Annotated in this window: 17 protein-coding genes and 1 pseudogene; 16 read left to right on the top strand and 2 right to left on the bottom strand. The window is 50.5% G+C overall.

All coding sequences use genetic code 11. From position 1 onward, the window contains the following. Nucleotides 1-11: 11 nt before the first annotated feature. On the bottom strand, nt 12-806 hold the full coding sequence (locus ACFQ0N_RS21690; protein ID WP_379330080.1) for a DUF2935 domain-containing protein: 795 nt from the start codon (nt 804-806) through the stop codon (nt 12-14). A gap of 665 nt (nt 807-1471) precedes the next feature. On the opposite strand from ACFQ0N_RS21690, the gene ACFQ0N_RS21685 reads away from it, so the two are divergent. The 7 genes and pseudogenes from ACFQ0N_RS21685 to ACFQ0N_RS21655 all read left to right on the top strand — a co-directional run bounded on the left by ACFQ0N_RS21685 (nt 1472) and on the right by ACFQ0N_RS21655 (nt 5718). Further along, nucleotides 1472-2653 (top strand): ABC transporter substrate-binding protein, encoded by a 1182-nt coding sequence (locus tag ACFQ0N_RS21685; RefSeq protein ID WP_379330079.1) that lies wholly within the window; start codon nt 1472-1474, stop codon nt 2651-2653. Then, a pseudogene (locus tag ACFQ0N_RS21680) lies at nt 2622-2786 on the top strand (CoA transferase); the annotation flags it as partial. The gene ACFQ0N_RS21685 and the pseudogene ACFQ0N_RS21680, both read left to right, overlap by 32 nt. Nucleotides 2787-2902: 116 nt before the next feature. Continuing rightward, on the top strand, nt 2903-3055 hold the full coding sequence (locus ACFQ0N_RS21675) for a hypothetical protein (protein ID WP_379330075.1): 153 nt from the start codon (nt 2903-2905) through the stop codon (nt 3053-3055). A 2-nt stretch (nt 3056-3057) separates the two neighbouring features. Continuing rightward, nucleotides 3058-3891 (top strand): amidohydrolase family protein, encoded by an 834-nt coding sequence (locus ACFQ0N_RS21670; protein ID WP_379330073.1) that lies wholly within the window; start codon nt 3058-3060, stop codon nt 3889-3891. A 78-nt stretch (nt 3892-3969) separates the two neighbouring features. Then, nucleotides 3970-4212, top strand: a complete 243-nt coding sequence (locus ACFQ0N_RS21665; protein ID WP_379330195.1) for an L-rhamnose mutarotase — start codon at nt 3970-3972, stop codon at nt 4210-4212. A 79-nt stretch (nt 4213-4291) separates the two neighbouring features. Beyond that, nucleotides 4292-5062, top strand: coding sequence for a MerR family transcriptional regulator (locus ACFQ0N_RS21660; RefSeq protein ID WP_379330193.1), 771 nt, complete (start codon nt 4292-4294; stop codon nt 5060-5062). Beyond that, complete coding sequence (locus ACFQ0N_RS21655; protein WP_379330071.1) at nt 5062-5718, top strand: GAP family protein; 657 nt, start codon at nt 5062-5064, stop codon at nt 5716-5718. Before ACFQ0N_RS21660 ends, ACFQ0N_RS21655 begins: the two co-directional genes overlap by 1 nt. A gap of 141 nt (nt 5719-5859) precedes the next feature. On the opposite strand, the gene ACFQ0N_RS21650 is transcribed toward ACFQ0N_RS21655, so the two are convergent. Continuing rightward, nucleotides 5860-6618, bottom strand: coding sequence for a GntR family transcriptional regulator (locus ACFQ0N_RS21650; protein WP_379330069.1), 759 nt, complete (start codon nt 6616-6618; stop codon nt 5860-5862). 230 nt (nt 6619-6848) lie between these two features. On the opposite strand from ACFQ0N_RS21650, the gene ACFQ0N_RS21645 reads away from it, so the two are divergent. From ACFQ0N_RS21645 to ACFQ0N_RS21605, 9 genes are all read left to right on the top strand, one after another. After that, nucleotides 6849-7988, top strand: a complete 1140-nt coding sequence (locus ACFQ0N_RS21645; protein ID WP_379330067.1) for an SIS domain-containing protein — start codon at nt 6849-6851, stop codon at nt 7986-7988. Between the two features lie 71 nt (nt 7989-8059). Then, nucleotides 8060-8467, top strand: coding sequence for a secondary thiamine-phosphate synthase enzyme YjbQ (locus tag ACFQ0N_RS21640; RefSeq protein WP_379330065.1), 408 nt, complete (start codon nt 8060-8062; stop codon nt 8465-8467). A gap of 16 nt (nt 8468-8483) precedes the next feature. Continuing rightward, nucleotides 8484-9830 carry an ABC transporter substrate-binding protein gene (locus tag ACFQ0N_RS21635; RefSeq protein WP_379330063.1) on the top strand — a complete coding sequence of 449 codons (1347 nt, stop codon included), beginning with the start codon at nt 8484-8486 and terminating at the stop codon, nt 9828-9830. Between the two features lie 87 nt (nt 9831-9917). Beyond that, nucleotides 9918-10781: a carbohydrate ABC transporter permease gene (locus ACFQ0N_RS21630; protein WP_379330061.1), complete on the top strand. Its 864-nt coding sequence runs from the start codon at nt 9918-9920 to the stop codon at nt 10779-10781. A gap of 13 nt (nt 10782-10794) precedes the next feature. Beyond that, nucleotides 10795-11637 (top strand): carbohydrate ABC transporter permease, encoded by an 843-nt coding sequence (locus tag ACFQ0N_RS21625; RefSeq protein WP_379330059.1) that lies wholly within the window; start codon nt 10795-10797, stop codon nt 11635-11637. A 15-nt stretch (nt 11638-11652) separates the two neighbouring features. Continuing rightward, complete coding sequence (locus ACFQ0N_RS21620; protein WP_379330057.1) at nt 11653-13773, top strand: ADP-ribosylglycohydrolase family protein; 2121 nt, start codon at nt 11653-11655, stop codon at nt 13771-13773. Between the two features lie 24 nt (nt 13774-13797). Next, a complete protein-coding gene (locus tag ACFQ0N_RS21615) occupies nt 13798-15894 on the top strand; it encodes an ADP-ribosylglycohydrolase family protein (protein ID WP_379330055.1) in 2097 nt (698 codons plus the stop codon). A 13-nt stretch (nt 15895-15907) separates the two neighbouring features. After that, nucleotides 15908-16837: a carbohydrate kinase family protein gene (locus ACFQ0N_RS21610; protein ID WP_379330053.1), complete on the top strand. Its 930-nt coding sequence runs from the start codon at nt 15908-15910 to the stop codon at nt 16835-16837. Next, on the top strand, nt 16818-17765 hold the full coding sequence (locus ACFQ0N_RS21605) for a nucleoside hydrolase (RefSeq protein WP_379330051.1): 948 nt from the start codon (nt 16818-16820) through the stop codon (nt 17763-17765). Before ACFQ0N_RS21610 ends, ACFQ0N_RS21605 begins: the two co-directional genes overlap by 20 nt. Nucleotides 17766-17821: the final 56 nt, after the last annotated feature.

Genomic DNA, 17821 nt, shown 5'->3' with positions numbered 1-17821 from the left:
CTCCGCTGCGTTCAATGTTTTTTTGTCAGACTGCCTTCAAGCATGTCAATAATGGAAAGGAACCTTTCCGCTTCACGGAACACATGATCTGCCAGCAAAGGATGAATGATGCTTTTAATACGGCAAGCGTCGATCAAATCCTTGGCGGTCTTTTTGAAATCTCGCAGAGACTTCACTGAAATCCGGTTTTGGTCTAAAAATTGGTCAAGAAGCGGAGCAGTTTGCGATTGAGGGCGCATGGAGTCCAGATCTCTGGCCTGGTTTAACAATTGATCGAAATCAAAGCTGAAGTTCCGCGCTTGTTCCACCAGCTGCCTCTCGGAAGGATCAAGCAGATGGCCGATAAACTTGGAGTGGTCGGCCATAATTCGCAAGAAAAATACATTTTCATCGATAATAGCGTCAGGCAGGGGCTGTAATCTTCCGGCATTCAGTTCTTCCAGCCGGTTTCTGAAATAAAACGCTTCTCTGCTCACATGGTCGATCAATAAGGGGAAATTGTTAGCCCCCGGCATTTGACAACTTAATACCAAGCCTAATACTTTTCTTTTAAAGGCCCAAATATAGGACACTACGCGATGCACTTCTGCATTAAAGCTTTTAATCGTTTCCGGATCCGTGTTCGCCGTATACTCATGAGATTTTCGTTCAATTTCTTCAAACACGGCGTAAAATTCATTTGCTTCTGCAATTAACTGTGTATCCTCGCATCGGAATCCTAATTTAAGAAAAAACGAGTGCTCTTTCATAATACGGGACCAAAACCTGATTTCATCTAATGAACGCACAACAAACTCATTGGACAATATAGCTCTCCTCCGTCACATATGAAATTGACCCATCCATACAAAATATTAGATGATATTTTGCGATATGAATTTATTTCGTTATGCGTGTCCATACGGAGTCAGAGGGGCCAGTTTGAAATCCTTATAGGATGACGCCGCCCCTCTCGCTAGTTATTTTTCTTTTATACAGTTGATTTTCGAGCAAAATTGTTTCATGCCATCCCAACGTCCCCATAAACAGTTCTGGCATTTTTGCGGCTGCTTCGTTCTTGGAGGCTCGAGCGGAGGAATTAATAGTTTCATCACAATTTCCTTTCTTCGAAATTTCAATCTTAGAGTAACCAAATATTGTATTTTTATTACGACTGCAAAATAATCAATATGCAAAACCGCAAAAAAAGAAGCTTGCCTCAAGATGGCAGCTTCTTTTTACTGTTTTACGAAAGTAGGATAGAGAGCCATTAACGGATGATCGTATCGTAAAATTTTTTCGAGTTTTTGAAAAATGCTTGGATGGACTCTTTCACTTTTTTTTCATCCTTCGCCCGCAGCGCTCGCAGCAAATCTGCGCGCATCTGCACGCTGCTTTCAATTGCCCCCGGTACATTTAATAATTTGAGACTTGTATGCTAAAGTGAAATCGCGGTACCCTGGTACTACCAGATACAAAGGGAGAGATGCGTATGACGAGTAAGCTTCGCGGCATCACCTGGAATCATTCAAGGGGTTATGTTTCTGTTGTTGCGACTGCGCAGCGGTTTATGGAGCTGCATCCCGATGTAGAGATCAGCTGGGACAAACGCTCTTTGCAAGCGTTTGCGGATTATCCGATTCGGGTGCTTGCTGAACAATATGATTTGTTGATCATTGATCATCCGTGGGCTGGTTTCGCTGCTGATCAAGGGATCCTTGTTCCATTGGAGCAGCATTTGCCGCGCGCGTTTATAGAGGATCAAGCCGCCAATTCGGTTGGGCTGTCGCATATGAGCTACAATTTTGACGGCTGTCAAAGTGCGCTCGCAGTTGACGCGGCTGCGCCGGTCGCCACCTATCGGCCGGATTTATTTGAGCGCGACGGTCTGGCGCTGCCGGAAAGCTGGGATGATCTGCTCGCTATAGCCCGCCAGGGAAAGGTGGCTTTTGCTGGCATTCCCATCGATACGCTCATGCAGCTGTATATGCTTTGCGTTACGCAAGGTGAAGAGCCCTTTGCCGGAAGGGAGCGCGTGGTCAGTCAAGAGATGGGTGTTCAGGTTCTGGAGCAGCTGAGAGAGCTGACTTGTTATTGCACCCCGGAAATGCTGGACTGGAACCCGATCAAAGTGTACGAAGCGATGGCGGCGCGCGATGATCTTTACTATTGCCCGTTCGCCTATGGCTATTCCAATTATTCGCGAACCGGCTATTCCCGCCGGTTGCTGTTTGCGACCGATATGGTGGATATTGGCGGCCACGGCAAGCTGCGATCTACCTTGGGCGGCACGGGGCTGGCAATTTCGGCTGCGTGCAAGCATTTGGATATGGCGCTTGCTTATGCGCAATTTACGGCGAGCCCGGACATTCAAAAAACCATTTATGTTGAAAGCGGCGGTCAGCCAGGGCATCGGTCGGCATGGCTTGACGAGGAAGTGAACCGGCGGTCGCATCATTATTTTGCCAATACGCTGCCAGCCTTGGAGCGCGCCTATATGCGGCCGCGTTACAGCGGCTACTTCCACTTTCAGGATCATGCCGGAGATGTCGTGCGCGACTATATACGGGGCGGCGGCGATCCGCTCCAAGTGCTTGAGCAAATGGATCGTTTGTACCGCGAATCGTTAGAGGAGGGCACGGATGAAGCTGCTGGATGGATTGCTGGTGCTTGATTTCTCGCAGTTTTTGTCAGGGCCTTCGGCTGCGCTCAGGCTCGCTGATCTGGGAGCGCGGGTCATCAAAATCGACCGTCCGGGCAGCAGAGACGCTTGCCGGCAGCTGCAGCTGAATAATTTGACCAATGACTAGCTGCTGGGCTGTCCGGAACTGGCATGCTATACTAATGCGCAGGAATGGTCGACGAAGCGGGATGAGATCAAACGAATTATTGCAGCACATCTGCTGGCGGGAACGACTGAACAGTGGCTTTCCATACTCGAGCCGGCAGATTATTGGTGCGCAGTCCGATTCGCATCGACGGCGCTACACCTACAGCAGACAAGGCTGCGCCGCGGGTAGGAGAGCATAATGAAGCTGTGCTTAAAGAGTTTAATCTGAATGCAAAGGAGCGATAAGAATGAAAATTGATACGCACCAGCATTTTTGGAATTTGGAGCAGGTGGATTATCCCTGGCTGGTTCCTTCCTATGGGCCGATTTATCGGACGATTGAAGCACCCGAGCTTGAGCCGCTGCTGAAAGCCGCGGGCATCGACAAAACGGTCATCATCCAGTCGATGGATTCCTATGAAGATACGGATTACATGTTGGCCACGGCTGCGCAATATGATTGGGTGGCCGGCATAGTCGGCTGGGTGCCGCTCGATCGGCCGGAGGAAGCCGCGGGCAAGCTCGCGCATTATACGAAAAACCCGCTATTTAAAGGCGTTCGCCATCTTATTCACGAGGAGCAGGATCCCGATTGGGTCGTACGCCCCGAAGTAATCGAAGGGCTGAAAGAGCTTGCTTCCTTCGGTCTCACGTTCGACGTTGTCGCCGTCTTCCCGAACCATCTGAAGCATGTGCCAGCCTTGGCCGAAAAAGTGCCGGATTTGCGAATCGTAATCGATCATCTGGCCAAGCCGCCGATTAAAGAGAAGCAAATGGGCCGTTGGGCGGAAGAGATGAAGCTGGCGTCGGCTTACCCGCAGGTGCACGTCAAAATATCCGGACTTAATACGGCAGCGGACTGGGAGCGTTGGGCAGCGGCGGATATTAAGCCGTACATCGATTTCGCTTTTGAACATTTTGGCGCGGAGCGGATGATGTTTGGCAGCGATTGGCCGGTAGCCAATCTAGCTGGCGATTACGCTAAAGTGTGGGCGGAGACGAACAAAGCGCTGGAAGGGCGCACACAGGAAGAAATCGATCGCGTGCTGGGCGGAACGGCCATTGCATTTTATAACCTGTAAATGGGATCTGATATGAAGGCAAAACGGTATGGCAGCGTAATTCGCGTAGAACCGGAAAAGCTCGCGGAATAAAAAGAACTGCACGCTAACGCTTGGCCGGCGGTGCTGAGCATGATCAAGGAATGCAATATTAGAAATTATTCCATCTATTACAAGGATGGCTTCCTGCTCTCTGTCCGGCACGCCGGAATATGTCTATGCCGACGGCGCGAAATTTCCGGGTCAATTGTCCAAAGGCGAAAGCCGGTCTATGGTTTTATGAAATTTCCCGGGGAATGTCGCGGCGTGCAACATTGGGACATTGCAAAAACAATCCATTAAAAAATATTAGAGCTTGAAAGTGACGCGACGTCATTTTGTATAATGATCGGTAGGCAGATTTGGAAAGCAGGTGCTTAAGCTGATATCGATTAAAGAAGTTTCCAGACAGACGGGAATTACGGTACGCACATTGCGATACTACGACCAGATTGGATTGCTTGCTCCTTCGGGGAAGACGCCCGGGAACCACCGGCTATATCGGGAGGAGGAGCTCATGAAGCTGCAGCAAATTCAGTTTCTGAAAAAGCTGGGCTTCAGCTTGCAGGAAATTGCAGAAATGCTTGCCGACCGGGAATGGAATTGGGCGACGAGCTTGCAGAAGCAATTGCTGTTTGTTGTTCAAGAACAGGAGAAGCTGAAGCAAATGGAAGCTGCGCTGCGCGGGCTGCTGAACAGTATGGCAGTAGAAGGAGAGACAAGCTGGCCGGTCATCCAAAACCTGATCCGGCTATCGGAAAATCCGCCCGCGCTAAGACAAGCGTTCCGCAAACAAATGTTTGAAGAACATGAGCGGGAGCTGCTGGAGCTGCTTCCGAATATGAATCGCGACGATCCGGATTCGTTGGAGTGGATCGCCTTGCTTGGCCAACTCAAACAAAATATGAACGAAGGGCCGGGATCACCTGAAGTGCAGCGCATTATCGGCCGGATGGATGAGAAGCGTATTGCCGATTTTGACGGGGAAGAGGCCTTTGTCGAGAAGCTGTGGGAAATTCGCAAATCTGCGGATCAGTCGGAGAGGATGGGCCTGTACCCGATTGAGGAAGAGGTGCTTGAGCTGCTGGAGGAAGCCTTTGCTATCTATACAGCAGGCAAAGCAGGACAAACGTCTGAGCGGGGGGAACGGTGATGTCTGTAGAACTTTTACTATCCGTAGGGGCTTTGTCTGTGCTGGATACGCTTAGCCCGGCGACATTGGGCGTTACTGTCTACTTATTGCTGACCGTGAAGGAACGGCTTGTATCGCGGCTGTTTGCCTACTTGGCGACAGTGGCTTTGTTTTACTTCCTTGTTGGCGCCGCGCTTATGCTTGGTTTTGAAGCGATATTGGAAGCTGCGGCAGAGCTCTTTCAAAGCCGGCCGGTGAGCTGGGCGATGGCGATTATCGGCGGAGGATTGTTCATAGCCAGTTTTTATGTGCCGAACAAGAAAAGTGCTGAGCCGCGGCGTCCAAAATCGAAACGAATCGGCGCGATGGTAGGGCTTGGCCTGACGACATCGCTCATTGAAGTGGCGACAGCACTTCCTTATTTCGCAGCGATCGGACTGATGACGACTGCTAAATTAAACGTCGCCCAGTGGGTGCCTATGCTGGCAGCTTATAACTTTATTATGATTTTGCCGCCGTTAGTGCTGCTTCTTTTGCATGCACTGTTCGGACGTATGATGCAGCGCATGTTGGAGAAGCTGCGGGTGAAAATTGCCGGCAGCACAGGCTCGGCGCTTTCCTGGGTCATGTGCATTGTCGGTTTAATATTGTTGCTGAATAGCATTGATAATCTGTAAGACGCCAATCTGCTTTGCGAAAGGCGTCTTAAGCATACTGCTTGTTTAAAATATAAGAAAGTATAAGTTTCACCTTATACACAGCTTATATTTCTAGGGAAGAAACTTGCTTCGCGCCAGGATGGCGTCAGCCGTTTCTTCTTAATCGTTCGTAATATTTAAATTGAATTTTACCCGGTCTCCCAGCCAAATCGTCATGGAATATTCCAAAGGCGTCTCATCATCCAAATACGATGTGCTTCTGATGAGTGTGGCAGGAGAAAGGTAATGAATATTCAATGTTTTCATATCGGCAGCATCGGGAATGATCGACTGAATGGAGTTCTCGATGCTTTTCGGCTTCAAGTTGTACACATTAGCGAGCGTCAGGCTCAGATGATTGTCAATCAGCCGGTTTTCCGTAATTTTGGGCACCTTTTTGCTTGATAGCCATGAGTTGTTTAAGCCAATCGGCTTATTATTCAATATAAATACCCGCTTGATATAGGCAAGCGGCTCCTTTTCATCAAGCTCCAGTATTTTATTAATATAGGGGACAGGTTCTGAAATGTGGGAAGTGATAACGAGCGGCGTGACACTAATGCCATTTTCCTGCATGCGGCTGCTAAGCGTTAAAGGCAGACTGAAATCGTGCAGCATCGGCTGCGGATTTTTTTGCACAAAAACGCCCTTTCCCTGCTCCTTTTTAATAATTCCCTCGGCATGCAAAGCATCCAGCGACTTCCTCAGCGTTACCCTGCTTATCCCGTATTCTTCTGTTAATTGGGCTTCGGACGGGATTTTTTCGTTCACTTCCCACTCATGATTTGTAATCCGGTCCCGGATGCTTGAAGCCACCTGATAGTAAATCGGGATCGGCGAGCTTTTATCAATATTTATGGTCAGTGTATTTTTATTCATCGGCGCATTCTTCCTTTTCGTTAAGTAAACTTGTATCTATATATAAACAATACAATGATCCGCCTAAAAAGTAAAACAAAATAAAATAATTGTTTTTTCAGCATTTACAAGGGGAGAAACAGATTTCGGAAAGTCGGTTCAAAAAAATGTTTGCGTTTACATGTATGCTTGTGTTAATCTCAATACAAGTTAGACAACAGCATGGTTTTAACACAGGAGGGGATGTATCATTGGGCAACTATGATAATGCGATGAGAAGGCAAGTATTTAGCTTGCCGGAGCTAATCAGGCAGCAGTATGAAGATTTGGAACCGAAAACAAGGAAGGTTTTGACGACCCCGGAAATTTTCTCGATCCAGCGGATTATTTTAACGGGCTGCGGGGATTCGTATGCCGCAGGCTTGGCAACGAAGCATATTTTTGAAGAGCTGACGGGAATTCCGACAGAGGTCGTCACTTCGATCGAGCTGGCCAGACTATATCATAAAAAGCAGCTCGGCTTTTCTCCCAACAATCCGCTCGTCATTGCGGTGAGCCATTCCGGAAGCGTAGCGCGGGTCGGCGAGTCTGTAGAGCGGGCGAACAAATACGGCGCTCTGACTTTAGGCATAACCGCCAAGCGGGATTCCTATCTGGGCATATCCAGCCAGAAAGTTTTGGATGTGGATATTCCAGCCTTCGAGCCGGCGCCGGGGGTTAGAAGCTATATGGTTTCGGTCTTGGCTTTGCTGCTGCTGGCGATCCGGTTCGGGGAAGTTCGCGGCTGTTATACGATGGACCAGGCAATGAGCTACCGGAACGACATCACCGCTCAAGCGGACGCTCTGGAGAGCATGCTGCCGGAAATCGATGCTTCGATTGCCGAGTTATCATCAAAATGGGCGCATATGGAAGCGTTTGATTTTACCGGCGCCGGCTTCGATTATGCGGCTGCATGGTATGGCCACGCCAAGATGTTCGAGGCAGCAGGCAAGTATGCGATGCATATCAATTCGGAAGAGTGGCTCCATCTTAATTTCTTTATGCGCAACTACGAGAAGATCGGCACCGTGATGTTTGCCAATTCGACCAACCCGGCACTGTCCCGGGCGAAGGAAGCGATCAGGCATGCCGCCGACGATCTCGGCAGACCGCTGCTGGTCGTATCCGATGCGGCCCGTTCCGATTTCCCGGAAAAATGCGTTGTCGTCGCTACGCCTAAGACAAGTTACCCGGTCACGATTCCGCTGACGCAATTCGTTCCTGCAGCGCTTTTGAGCGGGTATATCGCCACCATTATTGGCGAAGATGATGGGAGAGGAACGAAGGATAACTGGAGCTTCGCCCGCGATGGCTATGCTGTGAAGAATAGTGAAATTATTATCGATTAATTAACCAATAATAGAGGTTGTTCAAATAGTGAAAATCCAACTTTTTGAACATTCAATCATTAGGAGAACTTATGCTGAAAAATTTTAAGTTGAAAACGAAAGCAAGAGATGTCGTCAAGCTTAATGATGAGATTGTCCAGTTCGTGAAGGAAAGCGGTGTCGCAAGCGGAACCTGTACCATATTTACTCCGCATACGACAGCCGGATTGACGATCACGTCGTTTTGGGACCCGCGCGGCCTGGAAGACCTGCAGGATGAAATATGCCGAATCATTCCGACGAGAATTGATTTCAAACATCAGCATGATACGCCGCAGGATGCAGCCGGGCATATCAAATCGTCGCTGATCGGGGTGACGATGACGTTGATCATCGATCAGGGCGAGCTGCTGGTGGGACATTCGCAAGGCATTTATTTTCTGGAATTCGATGGGCCAAGAAACAGAGAGTACTTTGTGAAAATTCAAGCTGACTCATAATAATGGGGGAGACGCAATGAATAAGAGATGGAAAATCGCGATTGGCTTGCTTCTGATGATGTCGATGCTGGCAGCCTGCTCTTCGAACGGCGGCAATGCGGGTAAAGGGAAAGAAAAGCTGACCTTCTGGTTCTGGGGAGCGGCGCCTGAGCAGCAGGAGACGCTAAAGAAAGTGCTGGTAGACAAGTACAACAATTCGCAGGACAAGTATGAGCTGGTCATTGAATACCGCAATTCCGTTGATAAAGATGTATCTGTTGCGCTGTCGGCTGGACAAGGACCGGATATTGTTTACGGCTCTGGCCCTTCCTTTGTTATTCCTTATGCGGAGGCGGGCAAGATTGAGCCTTTGGACACCTATGCCGAGAAATACGGCTGGAAGGACCGGCTGATCAATTCGGTATACGAATCCGGCACCGTAAATGGCAAGCTGTACAGCTTGGGCAATTCACTCAATACGGAAGGCATTTTTTACAATAAAAAAGTGCTGAAGGATAACCATTGGGAAGTTCCCAAGACAATCGAAGAAATCGAGAAAATTATGGACGAGGCTATGGCCAAGGGCATGTATGCCTCTGTGACGGGAAATAAAGGCTGGAAGCCGGTTAACGAGAACTACAGCTCCATCTTCCTGACCCATTTTGCCGGCCGGAATGCAGTGTACGAGGCCTTGACCGGCAGCAGAAAATGGACGGATCCTGCGATTGTAAGCGCAATTGATAAATCGGCCGAATGGTACAAGAAGGGCTACCTTGCAGGCAACGACTATACGAATCTGACTTTCAACGAATCGATTCAATTGCTGGCAGATGAACGCGCGCCATTTTTCTTCGGCCCGTCGCTTGTGTTTCAGTTTGCGGCCCAATCGTTCACAGACGATATTGTAGACAACCTGGGCTTTATTCCATTCCCGACGGCAGGCGGCTCGCCGGATGAGCCCGACTATACGCTCGGCGTTACGGCATCGCTGTCAATCAATGCCAACTCCAAGCATAAGGACGGAGCGGCAGAGGTGCTGGACATGATGATGACGAATGAATTCATGAATGCGATGACCGCTGAATGGCCGGGCTATTGGGGCGTGCCGTTGAAAGACTTGAAGCTGGATATTGAAAAAATGCCGACGCTGTCCAAGCTGTACGCTGAAAGCATCTACGACATGATCGAAGGCGTAAATAAAGGTCATTTCGGTTACTACACAGGCGTATTCTTTCCGCCGGCAGCCAAGCAGGTATTTCTCGATATCGATTCCGTCTGGCAGGAACAGATGACAAGCGGGGCGTTAATGGAGAAGGCGCAGGTTGAATTCGACAATGATGCTGCCAAAGGTTTGGTGCCACCAATTCCAAAGCCTGCACAGTAAATTCTCAGCAGGGGATGGCTTGTGCGATAAGTATAAGTACGATCCCCTGCTCTTTCTTTAAGCGGGTGTAGAGGAGAAGAGTTGCAGATGAGAAAATCGATAAATTATATTCTGATCGCTCCGTCCGTGCTGATCAGTTTGCTCATCGTGTTTATTCCCGGCGTTATGACACTGCTGGCAGCATTTACAGACTGGAATGGCGTTTCGACTGCTCCGAAGTTTATTGGTTTGCAAAATTTTGCAGAAATTTTCGATGACAAAATTTTTTGGAAGTCGATTTTCAATAACGCGCAGTGGACAGTTCTGTTTATTACGATCCCGGTAGTCATCGGGTTATTGACCGCTATGCTGCTGCTAAAGCGCAAAAAAAGCAGAAGCGTATACCAGCTCATTTTTCTGTTCCCCTATGTACTGGCGCCGGCAACGAACGCAATGCTGTGGTTGAACATTATTTTTAATCCGGTATCGGGCGTCGTCGGTTATTTGAAGACGGCCTTCGGCTTGCCTGTCACGTCGCCGCTGTCCTCCGTCCATACAGCGCTTTATGCAGTAGCTGCGGTTGATATCTGGCATTACTGGGGCTTTCTGACGGTCGTCTATTTGGCGGCGCTTCGCCAGACGCCGAAGGAGCAGCTTGAAGCTGCGCAGCTGGAGGGATGCAATGGCTGGCAGATGTTCAGGTATGTCTACTTTCCGACGATTAAGCCTACATTCAGTATCATGCTCGTCATGATTATTATTTTCTCGTTCTTGACGTTCGATTATGTGTATTTATTAACGGGGGGCGGTCCGGCCCATTCGACTGAAATGCTGAGCACTTATGCCTATACGTTTGCATTTTCCGCGTTCCAGGTCGGCAAAGCGGCATCGGTAGCGATCTTCATGAGCCTGTTGGGTCTGCTCGCTTCATGCCTTTATATCTGGTTAAGCAAGAACGAGCTAAAAGGCTGAGGGGGTGTTGTCCATGAGTAAAAGCCTAGCGGCAAAAAAGAAAAAATCGGCTTTGGTATCGCATGCCGTTCTGATTGTATTTGCTATATCGGCGCTGCTGCCGCTGTCATTAGTGTTGCTGAACAGCTTCAAGGATCAGCGCTCTATCGTCAAAAACCCTCTGTCACTGCCGCAATCCTGGCATTTCTCCAACTATGCGGATGCCTGGAAGGCGGCGCATTTCGGCACAGGCTTTATCAATAGTGTGCTGCTCTCGGGCACGACGATCATTATTGTGCTGATTGCTTCAGCCTTGGCCGGCTATGTTCTGGCGGGCAGACGAATTAAAGGCACAGGGCTGATCACGGTCTACTTCATGATTGCGATGACAGTGCCGATTCAATTGTTTCTGTTTCCGCTTTATTTTGTGATGGCCAAGCTGGGACTGCTCGGCAATGTATTTGCTGTCGGCTTCATTTTATCCGCTGTCAATATGCCGCTTGCTACGTTTTTGATGCGAACCTTCTTCATTAATATTCCGGGCGAGTTGGAAGAATCGGCGAGGATTGACGGGGCCAATACAATGCAGCTGATTACGAAAATTATGCTGCCGCTTGTCAGTCCGGGCCTGTTGACCGTCAGCATCATTGTCGGCATCTCCGCCTGGAATGAATTTCTGATTACGTCAACCTTTCTGCAGGGGCAGGAGAGCTTTACAGCAACGCTTGGCTTCCTGTCGCTAAACAACACGTACAATACGAATCAGGGGTTGATGATGGCCGCCTCGGTTATTATGATCGGACCGCTCATCCTGTTCTTCCTCGGGGTGCAAAAATATTTCATCGACGGATTGGTCAGCGGTTCTGTCAAAGGTTAAGGAGTGAGGTGAAGCATGTCAGTATCCAAGTATGAGGAGCAAATCTACGCAGGCGTGCTAGGCAAACTTATCGGCGTCTATCTGGGGCGGCCGATTGAAGGCTGGACTTATGAGCAAATCAGGGATTCCTTTCAAGATGTGAACTATTTCGTGAACAAAAAAGTCGGCGTGCCGCTTATTGTCCCGGACGACGATATTTCCGGCACGTTCGTCTTCTTTCGCTCGCTGGAGGACAATGGCTATGCGGCGGACTTGTCTGCCGCTCAAATCGGCGATACCTGGCTGAATTATATTATCGAAAATAAGACGGTGCTGTGGTGGGGCGGCCTCTTTCGCTCGACCGAACATACTGCGTATTTAAGGCTGAAGAACGGGATAAACGCCCCTGAAAGCGGCTCCAGCCAGCTGAACGGGAGAAGTATCTCCGAGCAGATCGGAGCGCAAATTTTTATCGATGCCTGGGCGCTGGCCTCCCCGAACCGGCCTGAGCAGGCGATGCGGCTGGCCAGGCGAGCTGCCAGCGTCAGCCATGACGGCATCGCCGTCGATGCGGCCTGCTTGCTTGCCTGTATGGAATCGCTCGCTTTCGCAGAACGTGATATTCATAAGCTAATCGATAACGGCCTCTCGCATATCGATAATCCGCAGCTTGCCCTGCTGATAGAGGAGCTGCGCCAACAATGCGCCCAGACCGATGATTGGCGTACCGTCAGAGAATGGATTGCCGCTAATCACGGCTATGACCAATATCCCGGCAGTTGCCCGATGGTAACGAATCATCTGGTCGTACTGATGGCGCTGATCATGGCAGGCGACGATTTCCATCGATCGATTATGATCGCCGCTTCGGCCGGCTGGGATACCGATTGCAATGCAGGCAATGTCGGGTGCTTGAACGGGATTAGGCTTGGACTTGCAGGCATCGCGCAAGGGCCGGATTTCCGCAAAGCGGTCAGCGACCGGATGTATGTCGTGTCTGCTGATGGCGGCAGCTGCATAACAGACGCTGTCAACGAGACGAGAAAAATCGTGCGGGCGGCGAGGGCGCTGGCGGGTGAGCCGCTCCCGCCTGAGCTAAGCCGGTTTGCGTTTGAATATCCCGGCTCTACGCAGGGATTTATGATCTATGACGACCCGCTCGGGGAGCAGGCGGCAACCAGCATTTATAATTTAAACGAAATTGAGCATGAGAACGGGCTCGTTATCGCCTACCGCCATTTGGCCAAAGGCAATTATGCCGCAGCTGCCGTCGATACCTTTGTCGAACTGGAATCAAGGGGCAAGGAAGGGACAAGCTACTTCGAAGTCCTTGCTTCCCCGGCACTCTATGCGACGCAGACCGTTCGTGCGGATGTCGAATGCAGGGAGGCGCGGACACCGCAACTGAAGCTGTTTATTGAGGTGTACGGACAGGACGATGTTCTTAAGAAATACGAAAGCACGGTGTTTCAGCTTAAGCAGGGCATGAATGCATTAAGCTGGGAGCTGCCGGATACAGCAGGACAAGCCATTTTCCGGCTCGGAATTGAACTCATCAGCGAGGAACGGCTTGATGGCGCCGTTATTGTCAAAAACTTGGATTGGTCGGGCGCTCCCCGCCGGTTTGAAATGAAAAAAGCGGTCGACTTGACGCCCAGCCTGACGCCATGGACGACTAATACAACCTGGATGAAGGCTTTTATGAGCTCGATCGAAAACTTCAACCCGGATTTCGCGGAAACGTTCTCGATCTCCCATCCGGCTGCGAATGGCGTGGCAACGATCGGTTCTATCGAATGGGATGATTATGCAGTATCATCGCAGTTGATTTTTACCAACCAGCAATCGGCCGGACTTGTAGCGAGAGCCAAAGGCCACCGCAGATATTATGCTGTATTGTTCGCAAGAGACCGGGTAGCGATCTGCAAAAACAAGGATGGCCTGTTCACAGAACTGGCCGCAGCACCCTTTGATCTGCAATTGGATATGCGTTATGATGTTTCCTTTCAATTGAAGGGAGAACGGCTCAGTGTGACTGTGGACAGGCAGACGCTGCTCTTTGCGGAAGATGGTGAGTACAGCTCGGGCGGGGCCGGCTTTATCGTCCAATCAGGGGCTATATTGGCAAACGGGTTTAAAGTTGAAGCCATCGTTTAATGGCAGATTGGGAGGGAGAGCTTAATGGCAGCAGATTATTCAGAAGCGATCTATGCAGGCGTGCTCGGCAAAATTATCGGCGTGTACTTGGGGAGGCCTGTAGAGGGATGGGCTTATGAGAAGATTCAACAAGAGTTCGGCGAGCTTCATTTCTACGTCCATGATAAATGCGGCGTTCCGCTAATTGTCGCTGACGACGATATATCGGGGACGTTCGGATTTTTCCGGACACTGAAGGATAACGACTATCGTAACATCACTGCAAGGAGCTTTGGCGATGCCTGGCTGAACTATATCATTGAGGATAAGACGGTGTTGTGGTGGGGAGGGCTTGGCAGGTCAACGGAGCATACGGCGTATCTGAGGCTAAAGAGCGGCGTGGAAGCGCCGCAGAGCGGCTCGATTGCCTTGAATGGCCGAACGCTGGCTGAGCAGATCGGCGCCCAAATTTTTATTGATGCGATCGCGATGTCGTGTCCGGACGATCCGGATTTGGCGGTGCAGCTTATTAAGCAGTCGGCCAGCGTCAGCCATGACGGCATTGCGGTAGAAGCAGCCTGCTTCCTTGGTGCGATGCAAGCAATGGCTTTCACCGAGAAAAACATCGATCGGCTTCTGGATAAAGGAATGAAGTATTTGTCCAGCGAACTGCTGATCAGCGCGATCAGCGACGTGAGGGATATTTGCTCAAGAGAAACGAATTGGCGCAAGGTTAGAGCCTATTTGGAGCCCAAATACGGCTATGAGGTTTATTCGGGCTGCTGCCCGATCGTCACCAATCATCTTATGGTTATCGCCGCTCTGCTGCTGGGCGGGGATGACTTCCAGCAATCGATTATGATCGCTGCTTCTGCCGGCTGGGACACGGATTGCAATGCCGGCAACGTAGGGTGTCTGAACGGCATTCGTCTTGGTCTGGAAGGAATCGGGCGAGGAGCGGACTTCCGGGGGCCGGTTGCGGACCTGATGTATGTCGTTACGGCAGACGGGGGATCGGTCGTTACCGATGCGGTGAAGGAAACGCATAAAATCATCGAGGCCAGTTATCGTTTGAAAGGCCGCGATTACAAAGCGCAGCACAAGAAGTTTTCATTCGATTTCAAAGGCTCGATGCAAGGATTTGCGCCTTGCCCGCAAGCGGATGCCGCGATGGCAGCCGTAGAGCTGTCCAATTGCAATGAAAGTTCCAATCAGAATGGGCTGTTCGCCAAATTCCGGCATCTGGCGAGAGGCACATCCAGCCGGATATCGACGCCAACATTTATTGACTTTGACAAGCTCGCCAGCAATTTCTCAACGGTTGCCAGTCCGACCCTTTATTCGGGCCAGACGGTCGAAACGACATTCGTCAATCCGGCAGGTGCTCTTCTCCATTTTGCGCCGTATGTGCTTTATTATGATCAGGACAATGCGGTCAAGATTGCGATGGGAGAAGCGCAAAGCCTGGGAAGCGGACAGACAACGCATCGCTGGCAGGTTCCGGATACGAACGGCATGCCGATCTTCAGAATCGGCTACGAGTTCAGCTCGGAGCAGCGCTTTGACGGCCATGTTATGCTTAAATCGGTCGATTGGCATGGCGCGCCAAAGCGCTTTGCCCAGACGGGCATGATGATGAATTCCATTTGGAATACGAATCCGTTCTGGCTGCGGACTTGGACCAGCTCGGCCAAGCACTTTGCTGCTGATTTCAAGTATACGTTCTGCATCTCGCATCATGAGGCTAATGGAATAGCTACAATCGGTACTGCTGACTGGGCTGATTATACGGTGGAATCCCGATTGTCGCTAAGTCTCCACAAGCGGGCCGGCTTGGCGGCAAGAAGCAATGGCCACAGAAGATATTATGCCGCTGTTTTTGAAGGCGGCAATCAAGTGTCCATTATCGTCCGGAAGGATCGCGAGGTGCGAACGCTCGCTTCTGCGCCATACACTTATGAGGAGGACCGGCTGTATCAACTTAAATTTACAGTAAGCGGAAACGAGCTGTCTTTGGCGATAGATGGGCAGCAACTGCTCTTTGCGGCAGATGGGGAGGCGCTGTATGCCGGAGGGGCGGCCGGTTTCCTGATTGAGGAAGGCACGATGGTGGCCGACGGATTTACGATTACATGTGATTAACGGGGAGTCGGGCATGATGAAGTATGCAATCATATCAACGGCTGTGACGGATGAGATTGAACATTGGGGAAGCGCCGATCCCGCAGTAATGCTCGGCGGCGCAGGGACGTACGCGTTAGCCGGGGTGAAGGTTTGGACCGATGATGTCGCGCTGTTGACCGGAGTAGGAGCAGATTTTGCAGGCAAGCATGGCGGGTGGTTCGAGGCTAACGGGCTCCGGACGGAGCATTTGCTTGTAAAAGCGGAGCATACGCCGACCACTCGCATTACGTATTTCGAAGATGGAGAAAGAGTGGAAACGCCGGTCTACGGTCCCGAGCATTATCGGCTGATGGAGGCTTCGCTAGACGAGATCCGGGCATCCCTCGGTCCGAAGGTAAAGGGCGTTTACATTTTTAAAGAGGCAATACCTGAATTTTGGGATGATATCGGCCAGTTGAAGCGCGAGCTCGGATTTACGCTATTGTGGGAGATAAATGCAGATTCCGCCGTTTTCAGCCAGGTTGCGGCCGTAAAAAGGATCGCTGAAAATGTGGATATTTTTTCCATTAATCGAACGGAAGCACGTGCGCTGCTGCAAAGGGAGTCGATAGATGAGCTGATTGCGGAATTTCAGTCGTGGCGTACGCCGCATATCTTCCTGCGCGATGGGGGACGAGGCGCTTATATGATCGGCGGCCAAAGGCATGTCCATGTGCCGCCTGTTGAGAATGTGTTGGTGGCCGACGCGACCGGCGGCGGCAACAGCTCATCTGCAGGCGTGTTATATGGCATCTGTGAAGGCTATTCGCCTTACGATGCAGGCGTTATCGGCAGTATTTCGGCTTCGGTTTGTTTGGAGCAGCAGGGAGTGCCTATGAAAATGGACAGAGAGCTGAGGGAACGGGCTGTCCGGCTTTTTAACAAAATGGGGAGGAATGAACATGAAAAAAGTATTGATTGATTGCGATCCGGGCATGGACGATTCGCTGGCGCTTATCCTTGCCTGCAAGAGCAAGGAATTGGATGTAAAGGCAATCACGACAGTCTCCGGCAATTATCATGTCGATGTGACATCGGTCAATGCGTTGAAAACGCTGGAGCTGATTGGCCGGCTGGATGTTCCGGTTGCAAAAGGGCTGGCGAAGCCGCTCGTTCGTCCGCTTGCATCCGATCCGTTCACACATGGCGCTGACGGCCAGGCAGAAGCGTTTCTGCCTGAGCCTGCCAAGCAGCTTGAGCAGATGCATGCCGTCGATTTAATCATTGAAACGGTCAAGAAATACCCGAACGAGCTTTATTTGCTCGCACTCGGTCCTCTCTCCAATATCGCGCTGGCCTTCACCAAATGTCCTGAAATTAAAGAGATGATTAAAGGGATATATGCCATCGCCGGCGCTTTCGGCCTAAATAAATATTCCGCGGCAAATGCGACCGGGGACAATCCGCAAAGCGAATGGAACGTCTATGTTGACCCGGAAGCGGCGGAAATCGTATTCGGCTCCGGCGTTCCGCTGACAGCGATCGGACTGGATGTCGCTACACATTTCGATGTAAACTTTACGGATGAGGATCTGGAGCTGCTGCGAAAATCGGATAAGCCAGAAGCGGCTTTTCTGCTCAACATGATTCAGTTCGTTACGAAGCGGGGATTCGAATCGTATTGTGTGCTGATTGATTCGATGGCGGTAGCGGCGGCAATCGACGAGACGTTTATTCGCAGCATACGCGGAAAGGTAGGCGTTGAAACGAAAGGGGAACTGACGCTGGGCATGACGGTGCTGGATACGAGACATCATCATACGTGGAACAGTCTTCCTGAAATCAACATCGCAGCAGAAGCGGACTATAAACGATTCAACGACCTCGTTCTTCATACTATACTTGGTTAGCGCTGCAGTTTGTGGCTGACAGCGTTCAATGCCCCAAATTACGAAGAGGATGCTTC

Source organism: Paenibacillus sp. GCM10027626, assembly GCF_042676285.1.
GTDB lineage: Bacteria > Bacillota > Bacilli > Paenibacillales > Paenibacillaceae > Paenibacillus_Z.
Note: the sequence above shows the minus strand (reverse complement) of the source record. Positions and strands in the feature narration are given on the sequence as shown.

What these genes read in the sequence shown, in the direction of transcription:
- ACFQ0N_RS21650 (WP_379330069.1), bottom strand. Translation starts at nt 6,618, where the DNA reads ATGAATAAAAATACACTGACCATAAATATTGATAAAAGCTCGCCGATC.
- ACFQ0N_RS21635 (WP_379330063.1), top strand. Translation starts at nt 8,484, where the DNA reads ATGAATAAGAGATGGAAAATCGCGATTGGCTTGCTTCTGATGATGTCG.
- ACFQ0N_RS21620 (WP_379330057.1), top strand. Translation starts at nt 11,653, where the DNA reads ATGTCAGTATCCAAGTATGAGGAGCAAATCTACGCAGGCGTGCTAGGC.
- ACFQ0N_RS21670 (WP_379330073.1), top strand. Translation starts at nt 3,058, where the DNA reads ATGAAAATTGATACGCACCAGCATTTTTGGAATTTGGAGCAGGTGGAT.
- ACFQ0N_RS21655 (WP_379330071.1), top strand. Translation starts at nt 5,062, where the DNA reads ATGTCTGTAGAACTTTTACTATCCGTAGGGGCTTTGTCTGTGCTGGAT.
- ACFQ0N_RS21625 (WP_379330059.1), top strand. Translation starts at nt 10,795, where the DNA reads ATGAGTAAAAGCCTAGCGGCAAAAAAGAAAAAATCGGCTTTGGTATCG.
- ACFQ0N_RS21605 (WP_379330051.1), top strand. Translation starts at nt 16,818, where the DNA reads ATGAAAAAAGTATTGATTGATTGCGATCCGGGCATGGACGATTCGCTG.
- ACFQ0N_RS21685 (WP_379330079.1), top strand. Translation starts at nt 1,472, where the DNA reads ATGACGAGTAAGCTTCGCGGCATCACCTGGAATCATTCAAGGGGTTAT.
- ACFQ0N_RS21615 (WP_379330055.1), top strand. Translation starts at nt 13,798, where the DNA reads ATGGCAGCAGATTATTCAGAAGCGATCTATGCAGGCGTGCTCGGCAAA.
- ACFQ0N_RS21610 (WP_379330053.1), top strand. Translation starts at nt 15,908, where the DNA reads ATGATGAAGTATGCAATCATATCAACGGCTGTGACGGATGAGATTGAA.
- ACFQ0N_RS21630 (WP_379330061.1), top strand. Translation starts at nt 9,918, where the DNA reads ATGAGAAAATCGATAAATTATATTCTGATCGCTCCGTCCGTGCTGATC.
- ACFQ0N_RS21640 (WP_379330065.1), top strand. Translation starts at nt 8,060, where the DNA reads ATGCTGAAAAATTTTAAGTTGAAAACGAAAGCAAGAGATGTCGTCAAG.